Here is a 25,234-nt window from a genome sequence, read left to right on the forward strand (position 1 = left end):
AGGTTCGCCCGTCAAGTCAGCTCAGAAAGCTAACACCAGGAGTTGTGACAAAGGGCTGCCGATCCGGCCCATTACGGACGTGACAATCAGCACCCGTCCTTATGGAACCGACGTCCGAAAGGGGTTGAGGGTTGCCATGGAGGGGTAATCTGATATCAGATTGCTAGAACCGAGATATGAACCGACACAGGGGGACCACCATGACCACGGACACGCCCGCGGACGTACCCGAGATGCCCGCCCCGCGTGTGCGCGAGTTCGCCGCGCACAGCATCGGCGGCGCGCTGGCGCTCGTCCTCGGACTGGCGGGGCTGCTGCTGGCCGCCGGACTGCTCGCCACCGCCACCGCGGTCACCGCGCCCGGCGGCAAGGCCGCGCTGATCGTCGGCGGCATCCTCGTCTTCCTGGCCGCGGTCATCGCGATGCGCGGGCTGAACACGGTGGCGCCGGGCGAGGCCCGGGTCGTGCAGCTCTTCGGGCGCTACCGGGGGACCATCCGGCAGGACGGGCTGCGCTGGGTGAACCCCTTCACCGCGCGCACGAAGATCTCCACCCGGGTCCGCAACCACGAGACCGCGGTCCTCAAGGTCAACGACGCGTACGGCAACCCGATCGAGCTGGCCGCGGTCATGGTGTGGAAGGTCCGCGACACCGCGCAGGCCACCTTCGAGGTGGACGACTACAGCGACTTCGTCGCCATCCAGACCGAGGCGGCCGTACGGCACATCGCCATCGAGTACCCCTACGACTCCCACGACGAGGGCGGGCTCTCGCTGCGCGGCAACGCCGAGGAGATCACCGAGAAACTCGTCCTCGAACTGAGCGCGCGCGTCGAGGCGGCCGGCGTCCAGATCATCGAGTCCCGCTTCACGCATCTCGCCTACGCGCCCGAGATCGCCTCGGCGATGCTCCAGCGGCAGCAGGCCGGGGCGGTCGTCGCGGCCCGGCGGCAGATCGTGGACGGGGCGGTCGGGATGGTCGAGGCGGCGCTGGCCCGGATCACCGAGCGGGACATCGTGGAGCTGGACTCCGAGCGGAAGGCGGCGATGGTGTCCAACCTGCTGGTGGTGCTCTGCGGGGACCGGGCGCCGCAGCCCGTGCTGAACACGGGGACCCTCTACCAGTGACAGACCCTTCGGAGCCCTCCGGGGCGAAGCGCCGGCCGCAGCAGGAACGCAAGCAGGTGCTGCTGCGGCTGGACCCCGCGGTGTACGAGGCCGTCGCGCGGTGGGCCGGGGACGAACTGCGGTCCGCCAACGCGCAGATCGAGTTCCTGCTGCGGCGGGCTCTCGCGGAGGCAGGGCGGCTTCCCGGGGACGCCGGGCCCATCCCCCGCCGCGGTCGGCCGCCCCAGTGACACAACCGTGACAATCGGCCCCCACCTGCGGGGCCGTACCCCCGGCCATGATCTACACACAGTGCGTATACACACCGGGTATACGCACTGTGTAGAGTGCTCCGCATGTCCATCGGTCACACCCTTCTGGGGCTCCTTGAGTCCGGCCCGCGCCACGGTTACGACCTGAAGCGGGCCTTCGACGAGAAGTTCGGTCACGACCGGCCGCTGCACTACGGCCAGGTCTATTCGACGATGTCCCGCCTGCTGAAGAACGGCCTCGTCGAGGTCGACGGCATCGAGGCGGGCGGCGGTCCCGAGCGCAAGCGGTACGCGATCACCGACGCCGGGATCACCGACGTACAGAAGTGGCTCGCGACGCCCGAGAAGCCCGAGCCGTATCTGCAGTCGACCCTCTACACCAAGGTCGTTCTCGCGCTGCTCACGCACCGCGACGCGGCGGAGATCCTCGATGTGCAGCGCTCCGAGCATCTGCGCGGCATGCGGATCCTGACCGACCGCAAGCGCAAGGGCGATCTCGCGGACCAGCTGATCTGCGACCACGCCCTCTTCCATCTGGAGGCCGACCTGCGGTGGCTCGAACTCACCGCGGCGCGTCTCGAAAAGCTCGCCGAGGTGGTGGCCAAGTGACGACACATCCCGCCGGTTCCCTGCTCGCGGCCCAGGAGCTGCGCAAGGCCTACGGACCGACGACCGCGCTCGACGGCGCCGAGTTCTCCATCCACCCCGGTGAGGTGGTCGCCGTGATGGGGCCCTCCGGGTCCGGGAAGTCGACGCTGCTGCACTGCCTCGCCGGGATCGTGCCGCCCGACTCCGGCTCGATCATGTACAACGGGCAGGAGATGGCGACGATGAGCGACGCCCAGCGCAGCGCGCTGCGCCGCTCGGAGTTCGGGTTCGTGTTCCAGTTCGGCCAGTTGGTGCCCGAGCTGACCTGCGTCGAGAACGTCGCGCTGCCGCTGCGGCTGAACGGCACCGCCCGCAAGGAGGCCGAGCGCGCCTCGCTCCAGTGGATGGAGCGCCTTGAGGTCGACGACCTCGCCAAGAAGCGGCCCGGCGAGGTCTCCGGCGGTCAGGGGCAGCGCGTCGCCGTCGCCCGCTCGCTGGTCACCAGCCCGCGCGTGCTGTTCGCCGACGAGCCGACCGGCGCGCTCGACTCGCTCAACGGCGAGCGCGTGATGGAGCTGCTGACCGAGGCCGCCAGATCCACCAACGCGGCCGTCGTGCTGGTCACGCACGAGGCCCGGGTGGCCGCGTACTCCGACCGCGAGATCGTCGTACGGGACGGCAAGTCCAAGGACATGGAGCGCATCGTATGAACGGGCGTCAATGGGCCGCGGATCTGGCCATGGGGGTGCGGTTCGCCTTCGCCGGCGGGCGCGAGGGCTGGGTGCGGGCCGTACTGACGGCGGTCGGCGTCGGGCTCGGGGTGGCGCTGCTGCTGCTCACCACCGCGCTGCCGAACGCGCTGTCGCAGCGCGACGACCGCGGCAACGCGCGGCAGGACTTCACCTACAGCGGGAAGGTGCTGCCGAAGGCGGACAACACCCTCGTCATCGCCAACTCCGACACCACGTTCCGCACCAAGGACGTACGCGGCCGGATGCTGGAGCCGGACGGCGCCAAGGCGCCGCTGCCGCCGGGGGTCGCGAAGTTCCCGGCGCCGGGCGAGATGGTCGTCTCCCCCGCGCTGGACAAGCTCCTCAAGTCCGGCTCCGGCAAGCTGCTGCGCGAGCGGCTGCCCTACCGCATCACCGGCACCATCGCGCAGACCGGGCTCATCGGACCCGCCGAACTCGCCTACTACGCGGGCGGCAAGGACCTCTACCAGCACCAGGCCGGCAGCAGCGTCGAACGCATCAACTACTTCGGGCCCTCCCCGGGCAGCACTCCGGAGAAGCTCGACCCGATCCTGCTGCTGCTCCTCCTGATCGTCTTCGTCGTCCTGCTGCTGCCGGTCGGCGTGTTCATCGCGGCGGCCGTGCGCTTCGGCGGCGACCGCCGGGACCAGCGGCTCGCGGCGCTGCGCCTGGTCGGCGCGGACGGACGGATGGCGCGCCGGATCGCGGGCGGCGAGGCGCTCGCGGGGGCGCTCCTCGGACTCGTCCTCGGCACCGGATTCTTCCTGGTGGGGCGGCAGTTGGCGTCGCTGTTCGAAGTGCGGGACATCAGCATGTTCCCGAGCGATCTCAACCCCTCACCGCTGCTCGCCCTCGCTGTCGCCGTCGCCGTACCGGCCTCGGCGGTCCTGGTGACGCTGTTCGCGCTGCGCGGGGTCGTCATCGAACCGCTCGGGGTGGTCCGCAAGGCGAAGCCGCCGCGGCGCCGGCTGTGGTGGCGGCTGATGATGCCGCTGGCCGGCCTCGCGATGCTCTACCCGATGATCGGCCAGGGCGGCACCAACGGGAACTTCAACCAGTGGCTGGTGATCGGCGGCACGGTCCTGCTGCTCGTCGGCATCACCGCCCTGCTGCCGTGGATCGTCGAGGCCACCGTGGCCCGGCTCAACTCCGGCTCGGTGTCCTGGCAACTCGCCGTCCGCAGGCTCCAGTTGAGCAGCGGTACGGCCGCGAGGATGGTCAACGGCATCGCGGTCGCGGTGGCCGGTGCGATCGCGCTGCAGATGCTGTTCGCCGGCGTCGAGGGCGACTACACCAAGGAGACCGGCAACGACGTGAACCGGGCCCAGATCGAGGTCACCGTCGACGGCGGCACCTCGCTGGCCCAGGCCAACGGGCAGCTCGCCCGGACCAAGGGCGTGCGGCGGACCTCGCCCATCTCGCTCACCTCGGTCGGCGACCGGGCCGACAACCCGAACGCCGAACTGGAAGTCGCCGTCGGCAGCTGCGCCGATCTGCAGCAGGTGGCCCGTCTGACGGGGTGCCGCGACGGTGACATCTACCGGATCACCGGCGGCGGCACCGACTCCGAACTCCAGACGGCAAAGACGGCCAAGGCGGGCCGGACGGTGTACTTCGACCCGTCGTACGACTCGTCACCGGCCCACACCGTGGCCTGGAAGGTGCCCGCGGGCCTGAAGACGGCGGCACACCGCGAGGACCCGACCGGCTACGCCCGCGACGGACTGCTGATCACCTCGGGCGCGCTGCCCGCGAACGCGAGGCAGACCCTGAACCAGCATGTGTTCATCACGCTCGACACCTCGGTGGCGGACGCGACCGACTACGTGCGCAACACCGCCGCGAAGCTCGACCCGCTGTCGGACGTGTTCACCCTGGTGGCCACCCGGCAGTCGGCGCAGTTCACGTCCATCCGCACCGGACTGCTGGTCGGCGCCACCTGTGTGCTCGTCCTCATCGGGGCGAGCCTGCTGGTGTCGCAGCTGGAGCAGTTGCGCGAGCGCAGGAAGCTGCTGTCGGCGCTGGTCGCCTTCGGCACCCGGCGGCGCACACTGAGCCTGTCGGTGCTGTGGCAGACGGCGATCCCGATCGGCCTGGGCCTGGCCCTGGCCTCGACGGTGGGGCTGACCCTGGGCACGGTGCTGCTGAAGATGACGGCCACGCCGGTGGTCGTCGACTGGACGAGCGTGCTGATGATGACCGGCATCGGTGGGGCGGTCGTCCTGGCGGTGACACTGCTCAGCCTGCCGCCACTGCTGCGGATGATGCGGCCGGACGGGCTGCGCACGGAGTAGTCCGCCCGCAGCCGCCCGTCCGCCCTCGTCAGAGTCCGTACTCCCGCACCACGCGCCGGACTTGGGCGAAGAGCATGCCCACGTTCACCGACTTGCGGCAGACCACCACGGCGACCACGTCCTGTTGCTCGGTCATCCGCACGAACAGATGGGTGAGGTTCTCGCTGTTGACGAGGATCTCCTGGAAGAAGTGGTGGTCACTGGTGATCCCGCGACGCTCCTTGAAGACGTCCTCGATCATCACGACCGTCCGGCCCTGGAACAGGTCGAGGGTCGCACCCGCCAGCAGGTCGAGGACCTCTGGCGGGTGGTTGTCGATGGTCTCGTACGACAGCAGCATGCCGGTGGACATGTCGACCACGCCCGAGGCCACACAGTCGGGGGCATCGGTCCGGAGGGTTTTGACCAGGCCCATCACCTGGTCGGAGAATCCTGGGGTCATACGCTTCGTCGCCATCCCTTCACACTCCTTCTGATGCCTTCTCGGTGAGGATCGACTCGATCCGGTCGAGCGTCGGCCGGGCCGCCAGATGCAGCCGGTCCACGTCCATCCCCTCGTCGCCGAGCACCACCATCAGCGCGGTGTCGCCGACGGCGTACGTCGCGGCGCAGCCGTGACTTCCGTACGTCACCGTCTGGCGCAGCGTGCCGCGGTCGGTGGCCGCGGCGGTGCGCCGGGCCAGGCCCAGGCCGGCCGCGGCGAGCGCGGCGAGGACCTCCGGGTCGATCGAATCGGCGGTGTCGGCCGCGATGAGCAGTCCGTCGGCCGCCGTGAGCGCGGTGTCGGTGATTCCGGTCACCTGTTCCCGCAGTGTGCGCATTTCCAATGTCAGGGCTTTGTGATCCACTTACTCAACTCCCCTAAAACTGATCGCATGTTGTCGTCAGGGTCATTTCGAGGTTCCGTTCCGCAGGCGGAAGAACCCTTTCCAGCCCGCCCCGCTCTTTTCGGGGACGAGAGATTCGGTGATGCCGCTGGCCCCCGGATTACGGCGGGGCAGCGCGGTGGGCGCGGTGAACTGCGGTGGCGCGGGCGCCGGTTCACGACGCAGGACAGGCTCCTCGGCCGGCACCCGGACCGGGATCGGCACCGGGGCGTCCGAGCACTCCAGCAGACCCTCGGCGAGCATCCGCGCGACCTCGGCGGTGACCGGGTAGACCCCGCGCCCGGTCCGGAAGGCGAGATCGCGGGCGGTACGGCGGCCGTCGACATGGGAGAGCAACTCCCGTTGCAGCATGCCGAGTCCGGCCTCGTCGAGGCCGCCGGCCGGGGCCCGGGGGCGTTCCAGGTCGGGCCGTACGGGATACGGCAGCGCGGCGATCGCGGCGAGTCTGCGGGCCCCGTCCTGGAGCAGCCGGATCGGGGGTTCGCCGATGCCGACGGGGGCCAACGGCTTTGCGTCCGGGGCGCGTTCGCAGTGGTCGACGTCTCCGGCGACGACCGCGAAGGCCGCGTCGTGCAGGGCCAGCACACACACGATCCGCAACTGGGCCGCGCCCGCGTACCCGTGGGCGATCAGTCCGGCCACCGGCCAGCGCGAGCCGCCCGACTCCCGCACCAGATCGGCCCATTGCTCGCCGGTGACCCGGCCGGAGCGCAGCAGCAGTGCCTCGGGGCCCGGCGCGCCGGGGCTCTCCACCGCGATGACGAGCCCGCCGCGCAGATGGAAGATCCCGCCGGGTCTGCCGGACACCCGCAGCCCCCCGGTGAACTCCTCGCGCCCACAGGCCGAGAGAGCCGCCGCGAGCAGGTCGTGACCGACCCGGCCGAGGGAATCCCGAATGCCCGACATCACTCCCCTAGGCTTTTCGTACACGCACCTGACGTGTAGCGCTGAGGGGTGAAGGTGTATCAGTCCGAGCGCATATTCCGGCGGGGTTCTTCCTACCTGCCTGCGGGTGACGGAAGTTGAGAATTCCCGCCGTTCGATTTCCTTTGTCCGACGCTCATTTGACCGAACGGGGTCGGTCAGTTACCGGTGCCCAGCACCCGCACCGGCAGCGGTCGCAGGGCCTCGCGGAGGGCGGCGGCCAGCTCCTGGTACTCGGCGCGGCGGGCGGCTCCGGTGCGCATCGCGAGGGCGATCCGGCGGGTCGGGGCGGGCTCGGTGAAGTAGCCGGTGAGGAGCTGGTCGCTGCGGGTGGTCTCGACGCGTACGGCGGTGCGCGGCAGCAGCGTGACCCCGAGCCCGCCGGCGACGAGCTGCACGAGGGTGGCGAGCCCGGCGGCTGTCGTAGTGACCGGGGCGTCCGCGCGCCCGGCCTCCCGGCAGATGTCGAGGGCCTGGTCGCGCAGGCAGTGCCCCTCGTCCAGGAGCAGCAGGTTCAACTCGCGCAGCGCCTCGCGCGGGATGCCGCTGCGCCCGCCGAGCGGATGGCCGAGCGGCGTGACGAGCACGAAGTCCTCGTCGAACAGCGGGAGTTCGACCACCCCGGGCACCCCGAGGGGCACGGCGAGCAGCAGCAGGTCGAGGCGACCGGTGGTCAGCCCTTCCAACAGGTTCGCGGTCTGCTCCTCGTGCACCTGGAGGTCGAGGTCCGGGTACCGGTCGTGCACCAGCCGCAGCACGGTCGGCAGCAGATACGGCGCGACGGTCGGGATGACCCCGAGGCGCAGCGCCCCGGTGAAAGGAGCGCGCACGGCCTCCGCCTCGGCCAGCAGCGCCCCGACCTCGTCCAGCACGGCCCGCGCCCGTACGGCGAGCCGCTCGCCGGCGGGCGAGAGGAGCACTTTGCGGGTGGTGCGCTCCAGGAGGGTCACGCCGAGGGTGTCCTCCAGCGCGGCTACGGCACCGGACAGGGCGGGCTGGCTCATGCCGATCGCGGCGGCGGCGTCCCGGAAGTGGAGGTGTTCGGCGACCGCGGAGAAGGCGCGCAGCTGGGCCAGGCTGGGCTGGCGTCTCTTACTCGTATTACTAACGGTCACTGATAGCCGCCTCCGATCAACACGCGCCAGTGTAGCTATTTCCACAATCAATGCACGTTGTGCCAGGATCGGGGCCGACAAACCCACGAGAAGCACCCATTCCGCTTGGGTGCTTTCCGCTGCAAGGAGAGCCAGTGCTCACTGTCGGTGACAAGTTCCCGTCGTTCGATCTGACCGCCTGTGTCTCGCTGGAGAAGGGCAAGGAGTTCGAACGGATCACTCACAAGACCTATGAGGGTTGGAAAGTGGTCTTCGCGTGGCCCAAGGACTTCACCTTCGTGTGCCCCACCGAGATCGCCGCCTTCGGGAAGCTGAACGACGAGTTCGCCGACCGTGACGCCCAGGTGCTCGGCTTCTCCGGCGACTCCGAGTACGTCCACCACGCCTGGCGCAAGGACCACGACGACCTGCGCGACCTGCCGTTCCCGATGCTGGCCGACTCCCGGCACGAGCTGATGCGGGACCTCGGTATCGAGGGCGAGGACGGCTTCGCCAAGCGCGCGGTGTTCATCGTGGACCAGAACAACGAGATCCAGTTCTCGATGGTGACCGCGGGCTCGGTCGGCCGTAACCCCAAGGAGGTCCTGCGGGTCCTCGACGCGCTCCAGACGGACGAGCTCTGCCCGTGCAACTGGACCAAGGGCGAGGCCACGCTGGACGCGGGCGCGCTGCTCGCCGGGAAGTGAGCCGACAATGTCGCTGGACGCCCTGAAGTCCGCCATACCGGACTACGCCAAGGACCTGAGGCTCAACCTGAGTTCGGTGATCGGCAACTCCGACCTGCCGGCGCAGCAGCTGTGGGGGACGGTCCTCGCGACGGCGATCGCGTCCCGATCGCCGCTAGTGCTGCGGGAGTTGGCGCCGGAGGCGAAGGCCCACCTGTCGCCGGAGGCGTACACGGCCGCCAAGTCCGCCGCCGCGGTCATGGCGATGAACAACGTCTTCTACCGGACGCGGCACCTGTTGTCCGACCACGAGTACGGCACCCTGCGGGCGGGGCTGCGGATGAACGTCATCGGCAACCACGGGGTCGACAAGGTCGACTTCGAGCTGTGGTCGTTCGCCGTGTCCGCGGTCAACGGCTGCGGGATGTGTCTCGACTCGCACGAGCAGGTACTGCGCAAGGCGGGGGTCGAACGGGACGTGATCCAGGAGGCGTTCAAGATCGCGGCGGTGGTGGAGGCGGTGGGGGTGACGTTGGAGGCGGAGGCGGTACTGGGGGCTGTGTGACTTCGGCTTTCCGTGCGGCTGCCCGCTGGGGGCTCCGCCCCCAGACCCCCGGGCCTTTGCCCACCCACCACCCGTTCACCGTCAGTCGAATGGTGAACCTTTCAAGAAACGGTGAACGGGTGGGTGGGCGGGAAAGGTCGTTACGGGGTCTGGTCCGGCGGTGTCGATGAAACCGCCGTAGCCCCCCTCGGCTTCGGCGACAGCCTCGGCGCCGGCTCCGTGCCCTGGGCGTAGGCCTTCAGGTAGCTCACGACCGTGTTGGTGACCGCGACCAGGGGGACTGCCACCACCGCTCCGCCGATCCCGGCGATCATCCCGCCCGCGGCGACCGAGAGGACCACCGCGAGGGGGTGGACCCGGACCGCCCGGCCCAGGATGAACGGCTGAAGGATGTGGCCCTCGATCTGCTGGACGGCGAGAACGACGCCCAGGGTGAACAGGGCCACGACGACGCCCTGGGTGACCAGCGCGACGACGACCGCCAGCGCGCCGGAGGCGACCGCGCCCACCAACGGGATGAACGAGAACAGGAAGATGAAGACGGCGAGCGGCACGGCCATCGGTACGCCGAGGAAGTAGATGCCGATGCCGATGCAGATGGCGTCGATCAGGGCGACTATGACCGTGCCGCGGACGTAGGCCGTGAGGGTGCGCCAGGCGCGCGGGCCCGCGCCCGCCATCGCCGGCCGGGCCGCCGCGGGCACCAGCTTCAGTGTCCACTGCCAGATGCGCGGGCCGTCGTAGAGGAGGAAGAGGGTCGAGAAGACCGTCAGCAGGATGCCGGTCAGGGCCTCGACGATGACCTGGACGCCCTCCAGGCCGGCCGAGGTGATCTGGTCGGTGTTGGCGCCGATGGCCTCGCGGAGGTTCTTCGCGATCTGGTTGATCTGCTTCTCGGTGACGTGGAACGGGCCCTTGAGCAGCCAGTTGCGCAGATCGTCGACGCCGTTCTGGACCTGGTCGGAGAGGTTGTCGATGTTGGCCATGACCTGCCAGGTCACGAACCAGCCGATCAGGCCCATCACGACGAAGCCGAGGATCGCGGTGAGGGCGGTGGCCACCCCGCGCGGGAAGCCGTAGCGGATCAGGCGGGCCACCGTCGGCTGGAGCAGTGCCGTGATGAGGAGTGCGGCGACGAAGGCGAGGACGACGAGTTGGACGGCGCTGATGACCCGCATCAGCACCCAGACCGTGCCGGCCAGGATCAGCAGCCGCCAGCCCGCCTCCGCGGCCACTCGCACACCCCAGGGCACGGCGAGCGCGGGGTCGGGGCGGTCACGGGCGATGGTGACGGGTACCGGGGCGGGCTCCGGGGGTTCGGGGTCGGCGGCCGGCAACTCGGGCCCGGCGTCGGTGTGTTCCTTCTCCACCTCGGCACGGCGCTCGTCCAAGCGCTCCCCCATCTCGCTCAGCCCGTTGCCGAGCCTGCCGAGCCACCCTGGCACTCGCGACATGATCCGCCCTCTTCCCCCGTCTGTCCCCACCCCACTCCCCCTTGGAGCCGTTGCGTGTCCGACCGTACAGGGCGAAGGCCCCTCCCCCTAGGACGGGGAGGGGCCTTCAAAGGTTGAGAGGTCGAGCGGCCCGGGACCGGGCTTACGACTAGTACCAGCTGTTCGCCTGCCAGAACGACCAGGCCTCGCACGGGCTGCCGTAGCGGCTGTCCATGTAGTTGAGGCCCCACTTGATCTGGGTGGCGGGGTTGGTCTGCCAGTCGGAGCCCGCGGAGGAGTACTTGGAGGCGGGCAGTGCCTGGAAGAGACCGTAGGCGCCGGAGGAGGCGTTGACGGCGTGGTAGTTCCAGCCGGACTCGTGCGACACGATGTTGCTGAAGCACTGGAACTGGCCGCTCGGCACCATCTGGGCGGCCATGGCCTGGATCTGCGAGACCGTGTAGGAGCTCTGCACGGGGAAGCTGGAGGAGGAACGGCTCGCTGCGGACTTCGCCGCCGCGCGCTCCTTGGCCAGCTTCTCCGCCTTCTCGGCTGCTGCCTTCTTGGCGACCGCGGTCTTCGCGGCGGCCAGGCGGGCCGACTCCTCGGCGTCCTTCTTGGCGCTCGCGTCGGCCTGGATCGCCTGGGCGTCGGCCTGCTGCGTCAAGGAGGCGGTCTGCACCTGGGCCTGCTGGCCCGTGGGGATGTCCGCCAGGAGCGTGGTGTCGGCTGCCGTCGTCTCGGCGTCATTGTTCTGCGTCTGAGCGACGCTGCCAGAGGCAACGCCCACGACGCTTCCGACGGCGGTGACCGCGGTGGCCGAAGCCACTGCGAATCCCCGGACCGAAATCCGGCTCACACGGTTTCCTTCCAGCATCGTCCGCTTCGGTGACCCTGGCGGACGCAATCGTGCCCCTGAACGCTGGCCTCCCACCTACGGGGTCACGGGAGGCACGGGCCCGGTGGGCAACTCCCGCTCGGGGAGCGCCGCGTGAAGAGCGGGCGGCATACGACTTCGCTGTGGAGTTGGCTGTGATGCTCAAGTTGGTGCGTACCTCCCCCACTACCTAAAGTGCGGGGGTACCCCCAGGGGTACACGTGTGTCGTATGCGGGGCCTGACAGGAGTGAGACTCTGCCGTAACCGGACGCCGGGTGGCAATTCTGAGTTGCGTGTGAAAGCTCACATCCCGTTTGCCCCAGGGGATTTGGAGAAACAGCAGGACGCCAAAGCGCCGCCCCGCTAAGCTCCTTGGCTTTGCGGGGCGGCGCCAACTGACGTGCAACTACCTCAGATTTGGCCGTCCTCCAGCATTTCGGTCACAAGCGCCGCGATCTGGGACCTCTCGGACCTCGTGAGCGTCACATGCGCGAAGAGCGGGTGACCCTTCAGCTTCTCCACCACGGCGACGACACCGTCGTAGCGACCGACCCTCAGATTGTCCCGCTGGGCCACGTCATGGGTGAGAACCACCCGTGAATTGGCACCGATTCGGGACAGGACGGTCAGCAGGACGTTCCGCTCCAGGGACTGCGCCTCGTCCACGATCACGAACGCGTCGTGCAGCGAGCGTCCGCGGATGTGGGTGAGGGGCAGGACCTCCAGCATCCCACGGGCGGTGACCTCCTCGATGACCTCGCGGCTGGTGACCGCGGACAGCGTGTCGAAGACCGCCTGGGCCCAGGGGCCCATCTTGTCGGCCTCGGAGCCGGGCAGATAGCCCAGTTCCTGTCCGCCCACCGCGTACAGCGGCCGGAAGACCATGACCTTCTTGTGCTGGCGGCGCTCCAGGACCGCCTCCAGGCCCGCGCAGAGCGCGAGCGCGGACTTGCCGGTGCCGGCCCGGCCTCCCATGGACAGGATCCCGATGTCCGGGTCGAGCAGCAGATCCAGCGCGATGCGCTGCTCCGCGCTGCGGCCCTTGATGCCGAAGGCCTCCCGGTCGCCGCGCACCAGCCGGACGTTGCCGTCGGCGGTGACGCGGCCCAGCGCCTTGCCGCGCTCGGACTGGATGGTCAGCCCGGTGTGCACGGGAAGGTCGGCCGCTTCCGGGACGTAGACGTGGCCCTCCTCGAAGAGGATGTCCACCTGTTCACCCGGCAGGGTCAGTTCGGACATTCCGGTCCAGCCGGAGGAGCCCGTGATGGCCAGTTCCGCGCGGTACTCCTCGGCGAGGAGTCCGACGGACGAGGCCTTGATCCTGAGCGGAAGGTCCTTCGACACGACGGTGACGTCGTACCCCTCGGCCTGCAGATTGCGGGCGACCGCGAGGATGCGGGAGTCGTTGTCCCCCAGGCGGTACCCGCTGGGCAGCACGCTGGGGTCCGAGTGGTTGAGCTCGACCCTGACGGTGCCGCCGAGTTCCCCGATCGGGATGGGGGCGTCGAGGCGACCGTGCCGGACCCGGAACTCGTCGAGCAGGCGCAGGGCCTGCCGGGCGAAGTAGCCGAGTTCGGGATGGTGCCGCTTGGCCTCCAGCTCTGTGACCACGACGATCGGCAGCACGACTTCGTGCTCGTCGAAGCGGTTCAGTGCGTTCGGGTCGGCCAGCAGAACGCTGGTGTCGAGAACATAGGTGCGCCGGTCAGGCAGGCGGCGCTTTGTGCTGGTCACCACGGAAGGACGTACCCCCTCGGAAGAGGTCGGGGAGCGACGGAGAGGAGCTGGACCGGTCCGGACCGCAATGCGCGGGCCGAGGACCGGCCCTCCGTCTCGCCCGTACTGACCGCACGGTCGAACTGGTGCAAAGGGCCTCCCGGGCGGACGGCCCCGTGCCGTCCGCTGAGATACGACACCCGTGGTTCGGGCGTCGACCTGCTTGGCTTATGCCCTCGAACATGCGCCGCCATGCCACGGCATATGACGACGCCCTGGTGAACTCCTTGTTACTTGTGCACCAAACGGGGTACTCGGGGCGCCTTGCCGGTCATCCGCCGTAACGCCGGTGTCGCGCGGCGTAGTCACGCATCGCGCGCAGGAAGTCGACCTTGCGGAAGGCGGGCCAGAAGACTTCACAGAAGTAGTACTCGGAGTGGGCCGTCTGCCAGAGCATGAATCCGGACAGCCGCTGCTCCCCACTGGTGCGGATCACCAGATCGGGGTCGGGCTGGTCGCCCGTGTAGAGGTGCTTGCCGATGAGTTCGACGTCCACGTGGTCGGCGAGCTCCTCCAGCGAGGTGCCCTTGTCGGCGGCGTCCAGGATCATCGAGCGGACCGCGTCGGCGATCTCCTGCCGGCCGCCGTAGCCGATGGCGACATTGACGAGTATCCCGTCGATGTGCGCGGTGGACTCCTCCGCCTCCTTGAGGACGGACTGCATCCCGGACGGCAGCAGGTCGAGGGTGCCGACGTGGTGGACGCGCCAACGGCCGTCCGCGGCAAGGGAACTGACGACGTTCTCGATGATGCCGAGCAGCGGGCCGAGTTCCTCCTGGGGGCGGTCGAAGTTGTCCGTCGACAGCAGCCACAGGGTGACGACCTCGACGTCCGTCTCGCTGCACCAGCCGAGGAACTCCTCGATCTTGTCGCCGCCGGCGCGGTGGCCCTGGACGGTGGTGGAGCCCGCGGCCTTCGCCCAGCGCCGGTTGCCGTCCATGATGACGCCGATGTGCTTGGGCACCGACGCGTGGTCGAGATGGCCTCCCACCCTGCGTGCGTAGAACCTGACCAGCAGGCGGCGCAGGGTGTCGCGCACGTTCACGTGTTGTCAGCCCCTCCGTGGATGGCAGTCCCCGGCGTCGAAGCCTACCCCCGCCGGAGCCCGGTTCCCCCAAGGGGTGTCTGGGCTCATCCCGGTTCGGCACGAAGGTCGGTCTCGGCGACGGCCGGTGCGGGAGGGTGCGAGGGGGGCGCGGGGGTCGTCACCGCGGGGCACAAAAAATCGGGCCGGTCCGTGGGGGGGATACGGACCGGCCCGAGGGGGGGTTTCCACCATAACCCTTCGTAAGTGATGCTGCGCGCATCGGCGTGCCACAACTACTCTCCGGAGTCGGCCGACAACGCGACCAGGGGCCCTGAAGCGCTGATTCCAGCCCTGATCATGGCCGGTTCGCAGTGGATTACGAGGCGAACATGCGGGTTTTCCGCCAACCCCCGGCGTGTCGCTCTCAGGGGTGACACCGCAAGTGAACGTCCACTTGACGGGGCAGGGCACCGCGCAGCCCCCTCCACCGCGCGGTGCCCACCGCGCAGCTTTGCTCACGCGAATTACCTTGGTCCGAACTTACGTGAGGAGATGGCCGGGAAGCGAGTCGATCTCGATAACGATGTGGAAACCGCGTGGAGGTGTGGCGGACATCCGGTGACCTAGTTCGGCCCTAGCGTCGGGGCATGACCGTGAAGATCACTTGGACCATGGCGAGCGCCCGCCGTCTCGAACGGCAGTTCCTGGGCACCCCGGCCGGGACCGGCACACCGGTCGCCGACGTGGTGGCGTCGATGCTCGCCGCCCACGCGCAGGTGCTGTCCGCGGCGGAGGTGTCGGTGGGGGTACGGGCGGCCGGGCGGACCAGGACGGACGTGCGAACGGCGTTGTGGCAGGCCGACGGCTCACCTGCCTCCCTGCTCAAGACCCACGGCCCGCGCGGGACCGTCCATCTACTGCCCACCCGCGAACTCCCGCTGTGGAGCGCCGCGTTGACCGCGATCCCGGGCACGGGCCGGTTCGCCCCCGACATCCGGCTCACCGACACCCAGGCCACCGAGGTGGTCGCGGCCGTCGCCGACGCCCTGGACGGCAAGACCCTGACCATCGACGAACTCGACGAGGCGGTCGTCGCCCGCACCGGTCCATGGGCCGGGGACCGGGTGATGCCGGCCTTCCAGGACCTGTGGCCGCGCTGGCGCCAGGTCCTGCACCGGGCCGGCCAGTCCGGCGCCCTGTGCTTCGGCCCGAACCGCGGCCGCAAAGTCACCTACACCCGCCCGCCCCGCTTCACCCCGCTCCCCACGACCGAGGCCCTGCGCACACTCGTCCACCGATATCTGCGCTCCTACGGCCCGGCGACCCCACCGGATTTCGCCAAATGGCTCGCGGCGCCCGGAGGTTGGGCGACGACGCTCTTCGAGACCTGCGCCGCCGAGGGCGGCATCGAGGAGGTCGACTTCGAGGGCACGCGCGCGTGGGTGACGGCGGGCGACACGACATTCCCCGAGGAACCCGTCCGGGGCGTGCGCCTCCTCCCCTACTTCGACGCCTACGTCATCGCCGCCCAGCCCCGCGAGACGCTGTTCCCGGGTGCCGCGTACCGCCGGGCACTGGCGGGCGGGCAGGCCGGCAACTACCCCGTGCTGCTGGTCGACGGGGTGGTGGCCGGGGTCTGGCACCAGCGCAGGCAGGGACGGCGTACGACCGTCACCGTGGAGCCGCTGGGACGGCTGACGGCGCGGCAGGAGCGGGAGTTGGGCGAGTGGGCGGAACGGGTGGGCGAAGTGCTGGAGGCGCGGGCCGAGTTGGTGATCGGGGAGGTCGCCTCGGGGCCGCACGCCTGAGTCACGCGAGCGGCTTGCGTACGTCGAAGAGGTGCCGGGTGCTGTGGGCCACGAAGGGGCCCGTGGCCTCGATCTGCTCGTGCAGGGAACGGAGTTGGGGCTCGTAGGCCTCGACCGTGAAGTCCGGGACCATCCAGATCACCTTGCGCAGGAAGTGCACGACGGCCGCGATGTCGTGGAACTCCATGCGCAGCCGCTCGGCCCGCAGGCCGACGATCTCAAGGCCCGCGGCCTCGGCTTCAGCCCGCTCCCGCTCGGGGTCTCGGGCACCGCTCACGCCCTCCGGCTGGGGGCCCAGGAAGTGCTCGACGAGTTCGAACGCGCTGCGGGGGCCCACGTGTTGGGCGAAGTAGGTGCCGCCGGGGCGTAGGACGCGGGCGATCTCGGGCCAGTCGGCGCGGATCGGGTGGCGGCTCAGGACGAGGTCGAAGGCCGCGTCCGCGAAGGGCAGCGGGGCGTCCTCGGCCACCGCGACCACGACGACCCCGCGCGAGCGGAGCAGGGCGGTGGCCTTGGCGATGTTGGGCGGCCAGCTCTCGGTGGCGGCGACGAGCATCGGGGGCTGGACGGCGGCCCGGCTCAGCGCGAAGTCGAGGACCTCCCCTCCCCCGGTCTGGACGTCCAGGACGGTGTTCACCCAGATGAGCCGGTCCCCGGCGGACCGCGCGTAGCCCCACGAGGGCCGTGCCTCGGTGGCCCGCCCCTCGAACCAGGAGAAGTCCCAGCCCTCGGTGGGGACGGCGGCCCCTTCCGCGACGAGATCCTCAAAACTCCTGCTGTTGCCCATGGGCCGATGGTCGCAGGGCGGTGTCAGTGGGCGCTGCCGATTTTCGAAGCGGCGCGGGGCGGGTCAGGGGACGAGTGCCCTGACCTCCTCCGCCGCGAAGCGTACGAAGGCCTCCGGGTCGGGTTCGTCGCCGGTGGGCTGGAGTACGACCGTGTCGGCGCCGGCCTCGGCGAGGCGCTGGACGGCCTTCGCGACGGCACCCGCGTCGCCGGCGACACCGAGGTCGGGGACCGACTCCAGGCCCTCTTCGGCGAGTTCGGCGCGGAGGCGGGCGGCGGCGCCGGGTCCGGTGGCGGTGAGGAGATAGACGACGACCTGGTGCGCTTCCGTACGGCCCGCCGACTCCCGTCCCTCGTCGATGAGTCGACGGGCCCGTCGGACGCCGTCCGGTGCGGTGGACGCGGTGAGGACCGTACCGTCGGCGGCGGCGCCGGAGAGGCGGAGGGTGCGCGGACCGCCGGCGCCGGCGAGGATCTCGACGGGAGCGGCCGGCGGCCAGTCGAGGCCGACGTCGTCGAGCTTGACGTAGCGGCCCTGGGTCGTGAGGCGTTCCCCGCGCAACAGGGCGCGCAGCGCGTCGAGGTGCTCGCGCAGCAGGGTCACCGGGGACTCGGCGCGGGCGCCGACCTGGCCCATCCAGTCCTGTACGCCGTGGCCGACGGCGAGGACCGGGCGCCCCGGGAACAGCCGGTACAGCGTGGCGGCTTCCATCGCGGTGATGGCGACGTTCCGCAGCGGGACCGGGAGCAGTCCGACCCCGATCCGCACCCGCTCGCTCCAGGCGAGCGCCGCCGCGGCGGCCGAGATCCCGCCCTCGCGGAAGCAGTCCTCCCACAGCCAGAGCTCTTCGAGCCCGGAGGCGTCGGCGAGTTCGACCACCGCCCGCAGGCGCTCGGGGGGAAGTTGGGGCCGGAACACCGCGCCGAGTCCAGTCATGGTTTCTTCCTATCCGGTGGGAGCACGGCGGACAACGGATTTACGGGGCGACCCGCTCGTAGCGCAGCAGGACGACCCCGTTGCCGAAGGCGTGGTTCTCGACGAGGCGGAGCGCGGTGTGGGTGTCGGTCTCGGGGAACATCCGCTTCCCGCGGCCGATGAGGACCGGGTGGACGTACACCTTGATCTCGTCGACGAGGCCGAGCCGGAGGAAGGTGGCGGCGAGGTCGGCGCCGCCGAGGCAGAGGTCGCCGCCGGGCTGTTCCTTGAGGGCGCGCAGTTCCTCGGGGACGACCTCGGACACGACGGTCGTGTTCCACTCGGCGGGACCGGCGGGCAGGGTCCGCGAGTACACGATCTTCGGCTTGTCCCGCCAGATCGCGGCGAACTCGGCGGTGACCGCGGAGGCGTCCGGGTCGGCGGCGGCGGTGGGCCAGTGGGCGGCCATCAGTTCGTGGGTGACCCGGCCGTCGACGAAGGCGCCCATGGGACGGAGGGTGTCGTTCATGTGCTGATGGAGTTCGTCGTCGACCAGGTGCCAGCTGATGTCCCGGTCGGGGCCCTCCAGGAAGCCGTCGAGGGACACGGACATCATGTAGGAGATCTTCCGCACGGGTACGTCACCTCGTTCAGAACCGGGTTCGTCAGCGTCTCACGCCGCCGCCAACGCTCCCAGCACCACACCCGTGAACGCGCCGCCGAGCATGAACGGCCCCAGCGGAATCGCCGTCTTACGGCCCGCCCGGCGCAGCGCGACCATGCCGAGGCCGTACAGCGCGCCGTACAGCACTCCCGCGAAGGCGCCCGTGACGAGCACCGGCCAGCCGTACCAGCCGAGGGCCGTGCCCAGGGCGAGGGCGAGCTTCACATCGCCGAAGCCCATGCCGGCGGGGTTGATGAGATACAGCACCAAGTACCCGGCGCCGAGGGCGAGTCCGCCGAGCAGGGCGGTGAGCCAGGAGCCGGCGCCGGCGGGGAGCAGGGCCGCGACGCCGAGGAGCGCGAGGGTGGCGGCGGCGAGGGGGAGGGTCAGGACGTCCGGGAGGCGGTGCACCCGGCGGTCGACGAGCGCCAGGAGCACGGCGACGGGAGCGGCGAGCAGCCAGACGACGAGTTCGGGGTGGGGGCCGGTGGCCGCGGCGAGTGCCCCGCAGACGAGGGCGGTCGCGCCGGACACGACGGGGGTGCTGGGGCCGTAGGAACCGCACCGCTGTGAGCCGCCGGTTCCGTCGCAGCGGGCGCGGCCCAGCCAGCCGTCGAACGGGCCCTTGATCGGGTGCCCGTCGGGGCAGTGTCCGTTCCAGGGGTCCTCGGCCTCGACGGAGAGGCGGTGGGCGGCGCGGGGCAGCAGGAGGCCCGACCACGCGCCCCACAGGGCACCCACGACGATCGGAATCAGGCGCACGCGGGGACGATATCCGGGCGGCGGCGGGCGGGGCATGGGTCCGTGGGCCCATGTGGGGCCCAGTGCGGGGTGGATACGGTCGATCGTCACCGGAGGGACAGGGGACAAGGGATGGGGAATGGGGGACAGGGATATGGATCCGAGTGGCGCGGGAAGGTGGCCCGGTATGGGACGACGGTGGAGTGACGGGCGGGGGAAGCTGATCGTGCGGGGGGCCGCGGGCACGGTCGCCGTTCCGCTGGAGCTCGCGACCTCCTACCGGGCGCGCACGAAGGGGCTGCTCGGCCGGGACGGGATCGACGGGGCGATGCTGCTCTCGCCGGCGAGCAGTGTGCACACGTTCCGGATGCGCTTCCCGATCGATGTGGCGTACCTGAACCGGAAGTTGGAGGTCGTCGCCGTCCACACGATGCGGCCGGGGCGGCTGGGCCTGCCGCGGCTCCGGTCCCGGCATGTGCTGGAGGCGGAGGCGGGGGTCATGGCGGGGTGGGGGCTGGGGGTGGGGGTTCGGGTGGCGGTGGAGACGGGGCCATAGGTGGCAGGTCCGGTACCTGTGCTGCCACGTCGTAGACGCGGAACGGGTAGAGGTCGGCGTCCGCGCCGTAGCCCGTCTCGACCGACTCCATGCTGCATCGGACCGTACGGCCGTCGGGGACCGCCGCCCAAGTGGCGCTCGGTGGGTAGGACTCGGCGGGGTAGAGGACCGAACTGCCCACCCTGGCCGCGATACCGAGGGCGAGGTCCGCTTCCGTGCGGTCGCCGGCGGCCGGGGCGGTGACGGTGATGTCGAGGCAGAGCGCGAGGTCGCCCGGAGGCAGCGGGCAGTAGGTGCAGAGCACCGGGGCCGCCCAGTTCCGGTCCTCCTGGTTCCAGTCCCCCACGTCCACGGCCTCTTCGGGCAGGCCCAGCAAGTCCGCGAGGGCGCGCCGGATTTCGGCGCGGGGCGACTCCGCCACGACGAAGAGATTCGCGAGCAGCATCGTCAACCTCGCCTGCTCTCCGGCTCGTTCACGGCGACAGTGTGCCGTCCGCCCTCAGGCGGGCGAGGGCCTCGCGGCTGCGGGGGACGGTGCCGTGCCAGTTGAGCATCGACACGGCTCGGTCGGTGACGACGCCGAACCGGGCGTAGCGTTCGGCGAGTTCCATGGCCCACGGGGTCACCAGGGTGTCGTCGTCGACGCACATGCCGAGCCAGGTGAAGACCTCGCCGGCGATCCAGCCGCCGATCCAGGTCACCCACCGCCGGACGAAGCGCTCCGCCTCCTCGCTGTCCGGGTCGGGCGGTGCGCCGGGGATGCCCAGCAGCGAGCACTCCTGGACCGCCTCGGTCATCCGTTCCTCGGTGACCAGGCTCGCGTACGGCATGAGGTCCCGCATCACCACGCGGATCTCAAGCCAGGCGGGCTCCTCCTCGTCCTCGTCACCGGTCCAGTCGGCGTCGGGGACGGGTTCGGGTACGGGTGCGGTCGGGGCGCAAGCCTGGAGGATCGCGTGGGCGCGGGTGATGTTGTCGTCGGTTTCCGGGAGTTCGGCTGGCCACTGGAAGCCGGCGGCCCAGCTGTAGGGGAGTTCGCGTACGGCGGGAGGCAGCAAGGGGTGTTCTCCCTGCGCCGGTTGCCGGGCGCGGGCCTCGTAGCCGGGGCGGCGCAGCCGTATCAGGGAGTCTCTCGCCCAGGCGCGGCTGTCCTCGCTCACTCTGTCGTCCCGCACGAGACGGAGCAGTGCGCGCTCGCCGTGGGGCGGGCCGAGGTGTCGCAGAAGACTCACCGCGTCGTGGGCAGCGAGGCCGTGCACGGCACACCGCTCGGCGATCGCCGCGACGCCTGCCCCGTCGTAGGGCTGCCGCTGTTGGAGCCAGTTCAACACGTCGTGGGTCCAGCCCGAAAGGTCGTCGCGGACCAACTCCTCGGCGATCAAGTCCAGTTGGTCCTCCAGCCACCAGGACGGCACCGGCGGCTGTGCGGCGTTCGCCCACTCCCCGAGTACGTCGCTGACGCCCTCGCGGGTGAACTGGCCCGCCGTCGGCATGGCGTGGGCCAGCCGGTACCCAGCCTCCTGACGGACACGGTCGTAGCACTCCCATGACTCATCGCTCCAAACGCGCGGCGCGGGTGAGGGCAATGGGCCGGAGAGCGCGGCGGTCAGTGCGTCGAGTGCTGCACGCTCGTTCGCCTCCGTGTGCGGCAGGGCGTCGAGGCGCTGCCTCCGTTCCCGGGTCAGGTCGTTCCACGGGGGCGGGAGCCGGCGCATGGTCGCGGGCAGCAGGTGATGTGCGGTCACGGTCCGGCCGCTCCCTTCCTCTCGTCGTCCGCTCGTCCGCGCCGCCATCAGGAGACACCCAGGTATTGCATGGCGGTCTTCGGGTCCTTCATCTTGCCCGAGTCCCGTGCCGCCTGCCGCTCGGCCGGAGTCTTCCTGCTCCACGCGTCGTTCATCGCCCTGAGCTGCCGCGGCGAGATGTCCTGGCCGGCGACGCGAAGGTCGAGTCCGTTGTCGGCGAGGGTCTGGGCGGGCGTGCCGTCCGGACGGGTGCCGGTCTTCTTGTCCTTCTGGAAACCGTCGAAGACCTTGTCCCAGCCGTCCTGCGTCACGATCTCGTAGCGGGCTTCGCGGCCCGGGTGCGCCTTCTGCCAGTCGGCCAGTTTCTGGGCCTGGGCGCGGATCGAGGCCTGGGTGGTGGCCTGCCCCGTGTTCTTGACCTCCACGACGTTGAGGTTGCCGTCCTTGCCCTTGTAGACCACGTCGGCGTCGTCGATACCGCTGAGATCGGCGGTCGTGCCGTCGCCCATGTCCACGGTCGGGCGCCCCTTCTTCGCGCCGACGCCGGCATAGACCTTGGTGCCCTCGGCGGCGTCGTCCGCGGCGCGTGTCGCGGCCTTGACCTCGGCCATGGCTTCGGCCAGTTGGTAGCGGTTGCCGGCCCTGAGCACGGGGCCGCCGAGCGAACCGCGGCTCTGGCTGTCGATGGTCGTGTTCTTCAGCATGTCCGCCAAGTCCTTGAGGGACTGGGTCAGTTCGGCCGTCCCGATCTCCCCCTTGCTCAGATCCGGGTTGTCCTTGGCCTTGGCGACGAGGTCGTCGATCTTCTTCTCGTCGAGCGTGAACCGCTCGTTCCTGGGCGTCTTCTGCTTGTCCCTGGCATCCGCGATGACCTTCTTCAGCTCGTCCGCGGCGTGCTGCAGGGCGGCGGCGCGAGCGGCCGCGTCGGCCTCGTCCGCTTTCCTACGGGCATCCTCGGCCTCCTTCTTGGCGCCCTCGTCGCAGCCGTCCGCGGCGAGCACGACGTACGGGGAGTCGCCGGCGGCGAGGACAGTGGTGCCCGTGCCGGAGGAACCGGTGAGGCCACCGTCGTCCTTCGGACCGTCGTCCTTCGGACCGTTGCCCTCGTACGGAATCCGCCGGATGGGCGCGCCGATCGTGCAGCCGGTCTTCTCGGCCTTCTTCTCCGCTTCCTCGGCGGCGTCGTCGGCCTCCTTGGCCGCCTTCTCCGCGCCCGCCACGTCCCCGGCCTTGGCCGCCTTCTTCGCGTCGTCCGCCGCCTTGGCGGCCTTTTCCGCGAGTTCGCCGAGCTTGCCCAGTTTGCCGATCTTGCCGAGGTCGCCGACCTTCTCGACGATCTTGGCGCCGTCGTAGCCCGGGATGAAGAGGGAGCCGACGTTCCACAGGACGTGGGTGACGGCGCGGGTCTTGTCGCCGTTCTTCCAGTCCTTGGCGACGTCGTCGCCGATGAACACGTCGTAGAGGACCGTGCCACCGGTCTTCACGGAGGCGCTGCCCCAGTCCCACAGGGCGCCGCCGTAGTCGCCGTCGGACCACTTCTTGGCGGCGTCCTTGGAGTTCTTGGACCAGTCGTCGCCGAGCTGTTTGCCGTAGTCGCCGATGCCCTTCACGGTGTCGACGGGGTGGCGGACCATGTCGTAGATACCGGTGAGGTCGCCCCAGACGCCGTCGACGAAGAGGCCCTGGCCGGCTTGTTCGACCTGGTCGCCGGCACAGCCGAAGAAGGCGCCCACGCCGGAGAAGCAGCCGTCGTCGCCCTTGTCGGCGGCGGGGGCGGGGGCGGGCTTGTCGGCGCCCGTTGTGTCGGTCTCGGTGGTTGTGGTTGTGGTTGTTGTAGTGGTGCCGGTGCCGCAGCCCGTGCCGGTGACCTTGCAGACCTCCGACTGGATGCCGCCGAAGATCTGGGTGCCGAGGCCGGTGACCAGCAGGGCCGCGATGATGGCGGCGACGATCGCGATGAAACCGGCGTACTCCACCGCCGTCTGCCCCTCGTCCCGGCGCCAACGGATCAGCCGCGCAAGGGAGAACGGGCGGCGCTCGACACGTTCCAGCTCGGCGAGGCCGTACCACTCGCGGCTCTCCGGGCGGAACAGGAGGAACACGATGACGATCGGGAGGAAGAGCTGGAGGCCGCCGCGGGCGGACCCGGAGGTGAGGTTGACGACACCGCCGAGGATCAACCACCCCTGTACGGCGACGAGTCCGAGCCGGACCCGGGTCCCGCCCTCCCAGCTCCGCCGGGCCAGCCACCGGCCGAGGACGCCCGGCGCGGCGGCGTAGGCGACGAGGGCGACGACCTGGCCGTCGAGCGTGCCGTACGACGTGGCGGTCAGCAGGACTCCGAGGCCGCCGACGACGGTGACCGCGAAGAGTGTGTGGACCAGCACCAGTGCGGTGGCGAGCGGGGCGGGCATTTCCCGGCGCCCGCCCGGCCCACCTCTCCCGCCGACCGCTGCGGCTCCCTCGATCGAGGCCATGTCTCCCCGTCCCCCGCCATCGCTCACCAGACCGCCTGAGCTTCCAGAGGCTAGGGAGGGGATCGATGTCCGAGATGGGCCCGTGGGCCCAAATCAGTACCCAGACTGCCGGTGGGCCCAGGCCAGAACGATGGTGACGCCTCGTGAGGGCCCAGTCGGCTCGGGCTCAGGCCGCGGTTCCCTGCTGGCGGCTCTCAAGTGCCTTCGCGGCCTTCCGCCTCCCGGAGGCCCGGACGTCCACCGGAGTGCCGGGGCCCTTGCCCGGGGTGTCCTTCCAGGCACGGATCTTCTCGACGACCGCGGTGAGCCGTGTGTCCGCGGGTTTCACATCGATGGAGAACAGCGACTCGTCCGGCCGACTGTCGTCGCCGCCCCACCGGACCACGCCGTCGAGTTCGGCCAGGATGTCGCGGATCACCATGAGCTGGGACGAGAAGAATCCGCCCCTCGACCCGGCCGGGTAGGAGCCCGGGCGGATCTGAACGGCCGTGCCCGAGGCCTGGTTCGACTCCGTCAGCCCCTTGTTGACCTCGCTCGGGGTGCGCCAGCCGACGACATCGCCCCTGCGCAACTCGTCGACCTCGTAGTGGAAGCGGCGGATCACGTGGACCAGGACCGTTTCCGCGTCCCCGATGCAGACAGCGACGGAACAGTCCGTGCCGGGGACCGGGCGCGTCCACACCGTTGAGATGTCGTTGGTCTGCTCCATCAGCTCCCACCCGTTGAGGGAGGTGGGCCGGGCGGTGTCCTCTGCTTCCGAGGCGGCTTCCTCGGCGGCGGCAGGCGCCGCCAGGAGCCCGCCGGTCACACCGGCCAGGCCCAGAACTGCCGTGCTCTGTACCACCGTGCGTCTCGTGATGTGAGCCATCCCGCTGCATCTCCCTTTCGTTTCACTTGTTCTCGATGAAGAACATCAACGCCACCATGGGAAGGAGGGCCAGCAGTGAACTGGCGGTCCAGTAACGCCGTTTGACGATGTCCCGCTTTCGGCGCATCGCGAGGTTGACCGGAATCCACAGCCCCAGGAACGCCGCCCACATCGGTACCAGCACCAGCAGCCAGGGCAGCATGCCGTCGTTCTCCGTGGGATCCCGGTGCGTGATTCCCAGCCCCGCGAGGGGGTAGTTCACCGCGAACAGCACAAGGGCCCAGACGGGGATCACGGCGACAATCCCCAGGACGAGATTGACGACGACGGGGGCTGTCCATGTCCGGCGGACCGAAGGTGTTCGGGCGAAAGTGTCAGGAGCTGTGCGGGA

At 70.2% G+C, this 25,234-nt stretch carries 26 protein-coding genes; 9 read left to right on the forward strand and 17 right to left on the reverse strand.

Going from position 1 to position 25,234, the window contains the following annotated elements; all coding sequences use genetic code 11:
* Positions 1-200: 200 nt before the first annotated feature.
* The 5 genes from ACIBJH_RS01650 to ACIBJH_RS01670 all read left to right on the forward strand — a co-directional run bounded on the left by ACIBJH_RS01650 (position 201) and on the right by ACIBJH_RS01670 (position 5,012).
* Positions 201-1,127 carry an SPFH domain-containing protein gene (locus ACIBJH_RS01650; RefSeq protein WP_399114856.1) on the forward strand — a complete coding sequence of 309 codons (927 nt, stop codon included), beginning with the start codon at positions 201-203 and terminating at the stop codon, positions 1,125-1,127.
* Positions 1,124-1,357 carry a hypothetical protein gene (locus ACIBJH_RS01655; protein ID WP_399114857.1) on the forward strand — a complete coding sequence of 78 codons (234 nt, stop codon included), beginning with the start codon at positions 1,124-1,126 and terminating at the stop codon, positions 1,355-1,357. Before ACIBJH_RS01650 ends, ACIBJH_RS01655 begins: the two co-directional genes overlap by 4 nt.
* Before the next feature lie 105 nt (positions 1,358-1,462).
* On the forward strand, positions 1,463-1,987 hold the full coding sequence (locus ACIBJH_RS01660; protein WP_019072749.1) for a PadR family transcriptional regulator: 525 nt from the start codon (positions 1,463-1,465) through the stop codon (positions 1,985-1,987).
* The gene (locus tag ACIBJH_RS01665; protein ID WP_399114858.1) at positions 1,984-2,676 is read left to right on the forward strand and encodes an ABC transporter ATP-binding protein; all 693 of its coding nucleotides are present in this window, start codon (positions 1,984-1,986) and stop codon (positions 2,674-2,676) included. Before ACIBJH_RS01660 ends, ACIBJH_RS01665 begins: the two co-directional genes overlap by 4 nt.
* On the forward strand, positions 2,673-5,012 hold the full coding sequence (locus ACIBJH_RS01670; RefSeq protein ID WP_399114859.1) for an ABC transporter permease: 2,340 nt from the start codon (positions 2,673-2,675) through the stop codon (positions 5,010-5,012). The genes ACIBJH_RS01665 and ACIBJH_RS01670 overlap by 4 nt, the downstream gene beginning before the upstream one ends.
* A 28-nt stretch (positions 5,013-5,040) precedes the next feature.
* Here ACIBJH_RS01670 and ACIBJH_RS01675 read toward each other — a convergent pair whose 3' ends face one another.
* From ACIBJH_RS01675 to ACIBJH_RS01690, 4 genes are all read right to left on the reverse strand, one after another.
* Complete coding sequence (locus tag ACIBJH_RS01675) at positions 5,041-5,469, reverse strand: hypothetical protein (protein ID WP_019072752.1); 429 nt, start codon at positions 5,467-5,469, stop codon at positions 5,041-5,043.
* 4 nt (positions 5,470-5,473) lie between these two features.
* Complete coding sequence (locus ACIBJH_RS01680) at positions 5,474-5,833, reverse strand: roadblock/LC7 domain-containing protein (RefSeq protein WP_399114860.1); 360 nt, start codon at positions 5,831-5,833, stop codon at positions 5,474-5,476.
* Positions 5,834-5,902: 69 nt separating this feature from the next.
* Positions 5,903-6,805 carry a MarR family transcriptional regulator gene (locus tag ACIBJH_RS01685; RefSeq protein WP_399114861.1) on the reverse strand — a complete coding sequence of 301 codons (903 nt, stop codon included), beginning with the start codon at positions 6,803-6,805 and terminating at the stop codon, positions 5,903-5,905.
* Between the two features lie 176 nt (positions 6,806-6,981).
* Positions 6,982-7,938: a LysR substrate-binding domain-containing protein gene (locus ACIBJH_RS01690; RefSeq protein WP_399114862.1), complete on the reverse strand. Its 957-nt coding sequence runs from the start codon at positions 7,936-7,938 to the stop codon at positions 6,982-6,984.
* Between the two features lie 134 nt (positions 7,939-8,072).
* Between ACIBJH_RS01690 and ACIBJH_RS01695 the strand changes: the two genes are divergently transcribed.
* Complete coding sequence (locus ACIBJH_RS01695; RefSeq protein WP_399114863.1) at positions 8,073-8,624, forward strand: peroxiredoxin; 552 nt, start codon at positions 8,073-8,075, stop codon at positions 8,622-8,624.
* Between the two features lie 7 nt (positions 8,625-8,631).
* Positions 8,632-9,168 (forward strand): alkyl hydroperoxide reductase, encoded by a 537-nt coding sequence (locus ACIBJH_RS01700; RefSeq protein WP_399114864.1) that lies wholly within the window; start codon positions 8,632-8,634, stop codon positions 9,166-9,168.
* A 140-nt stretch (positions 9,169-9,308) separates the two neighbouring features.
* On the opposite strand, the gene ACIBJH_RS01705 is transcribed toward ACIBJH_RS01700, so the two are convergent.
* The 4 genes from ACIBJH_RS01705 to ACIBJH_RS01720 all read right to left on the reverse strand — a co-directional run bounded on the left by ACIBJH_RS01705 (position 9,309) and on the right by ACIBJH_RS01720 (position 14,300).
* Positions 9,309-10,622 (reverse strand): AI-2E family transporter, encoded by a 1,314-nt coding sequence (locus ACIBJH_RS01705; RefSeq protein WP_399114865.1) that lies wholly within the window; start codon positions 10,620-10,622, stop codon positions 9,309-9,311.
* Between the two features lie 148 nt (positions 10,623-10,770).
* Complete coding sequence (locus ACIBJH_RS01710; RefSeq protein ID WP_362975461.1) at positions 10,771-11,460, reverse strand: transglycosylase SLT domain-containing protein; 690 nt, start codon at positions 11,458-11,460, stop codon at positions 10,771-10,773.
* Between the two features lie 430 nt (positions 11,461-11,890).
* Positions 11,891-13,216 carry a PhoH family protein gene (locus ACIBJH_RS01715; RefSeq protein ID WP_019072758.1) on the reverse strand — a complete coding sequence of 442 codons (1,326 nt, stop codon included), beginning with the start codon at positions 13,214-13,216 and terminating at the stop codon, positions 11,891-11,893.
* A 310-nt stretch (positions 13,217-13,526) separates the two neighbouring features.
* Positions 13,527-14,300, reverse strand: a complete 774-nt coding sequence (locus ACIBJH_RS01720) for an isoprenyl transferase (RefSeq protein WP_200717436.1) — start codon at positions 14,298-14,300, stop codon at positions 13,527-13,529.
* A 629-nt stretch (positions 14,301-14,929) separates the two neighbouring features.
* Here ACIBJH_RS01720 and ACIBJH_RS01725 point away from each other — a divergent pair.
* Positions 14,930-16,090, forward strand: coding sequence for a winged helix DNA-binding domain-containing protein (locus ACIBJH_RS01725; protein ID WP_399114866.1), 1,161 nt, complete (start codon positions 14,930-14,932; stop codon positions 16,088-16,090).
* 1 nt (position 16,091) lies between these two features.
* On the opposite strand, the gene ACIBJH_RS01730 is transcribed toward ACIBJH_RS01725, so the two are convergent.
* The 4 genes from ACIBJH_RS01730 to ACIBJH_RS01745 form a co-directional block, all read right to left on the reverse strand.
* On the reverse strand, positions 16,092-16,877 hold the full coding sequence (locus ACIBJH_RS01730; protein ID WP_399114867.1) for a class I SAM-dependent methyltransferase: 786 nt from the start codon (positions 16,875-16,877) through the stop codon (positions 16,092-16,094).
* Between the two features lie 63 nt (positions 16,878-16,940).
* Positions 16,941-17,813 (reverse strand): LLM class flavin-dependent oxidoreductase, encoded by an 873-nt coding sequence (locus ACIBJH_RS01735; protein ID WP_399114868.1) that lies wholly within the window; start codon positions 17,811-17,813, stop codon positions 16,941-16,943.
* 40 nt (positions 17,814-17,853) lie between these two features.
* On the reverse strand, positions 17,854-18,426 hold the full coding sequence (locus ACIBJH_RS01740; RefSeq protein WP_399114869.1) for a dihydrofolate reductase family protein: 573 nt from the start codon (positions 18,424-18,426) through the stop codon (positions 17,854-17,856).
* Positions 18,427-18,465: 39 nt separating this feature from the next.
* Entirely contained in the window at positions 18,466-19,218 is a 753-nt protein-coding gene (locus tag ACIBJH_RS01745; RefSeq protein ID WP_399114870.1) for a prepilin peptidase, read from the reverse strand.
* Between the two features lie 166 nt (positions 19,219-19,384).
* On the opposite strand from ACIBJH_RS01745, the gene ACIBJH_RS01750 reads away from it, so the two are divergent.
* Positions 19,385-19,753 (forward strand): DUF192 domain-containing protein, encoded by a 369-nt coding sequence (locus ACIBJH_RS01750; protein WP_399114871.1) that lies wholly within the window; start codon positions 19,385-19,387, stop codon positions 19,751-19,753.
* On the opposite strand, the gene ACIBJH_RS01755 is transcribed toward ACIBJH_RS01750, so the two are convergent.
* From ACIBJH_RS01755 to ACIBJH_RS01775, 5 genes are all read right to left on the reverse strand, one after another.
* A complete protein-coding gene (locus tag ACIBJH_RS01755; RefSeq protein ID WP_399114872.1) occupies positions 19,695-20,198 on the reverse strand; it encodes a hypothetical protein in 504 nt (167 codons plus the stop codon). The two genes, ACIBJH_RS01750 and ACIBJH_RS01755, sit on opposite strands and share 59 nt — an antisense overlap.
* Before the next feature lie 28 nt (positions 20,199-20,226).
* On the reverse strand, positions 20,227-21,498 hold the full coding sequence (locus ACIBJH_RS01760; RefSeq protein WP_399114873.1) for a hypothetical protein: 1,272 nt from the start codon (positions 21,496-21,498) through the stop codon (positions 20,227-20,229).
* Positions 21,499-21,545: 47 nt separating this feature from the next.
* Entirely contained in the window at positions 21,546-23,975 is a 2,430-nt protein-coding gene (locus ACIBJH_RS01765) for a hypothetical protein (RefSeq protein WP_399114874.1), read from the reverse strand.
* Between the two features lie 166 nt (positions 23,976-24,141).
* The gene (locus ACIBJH_RS01770) at positions 24,142-24,843 is read right to left on the reverse strand and encodes a hypothetical protein (RefSeq protein ID WP_399114875.1); all 702 of its coding nucleotides are present in this window, start codon (positions 24,841-24,843) and stop codon (positions 24,142-24,144) included.
* A 22-nt stretch (positions 24,844-24,865) separates the two neighbouring features.
* Positions 24,866-25,138 carry a hypothetical protein gene (locus tag ACIBJH_RS01775; RefSeq protein WP_399114876.1) on the reverse strand — a complete coding sequence of 91 codons (273 nt, stop codon included), beginning with the start codon at positions 25,136-25,138 and terminating at the stop codon, positions 24,866-24,868.
* Between the last annotated feature and the right edge of the window lie 96 nt (positions 25,139-25,234).

This window comes from Streptomyces sp. NPDC050548 (assembly GCF_044457385.1).
In the GTDB taxonomy this organism is placed as follows: Bacteria; Actinomycetota; Actinomycetes; order Streptomycetales; family Streptomycetaceae; genus Streptomyces.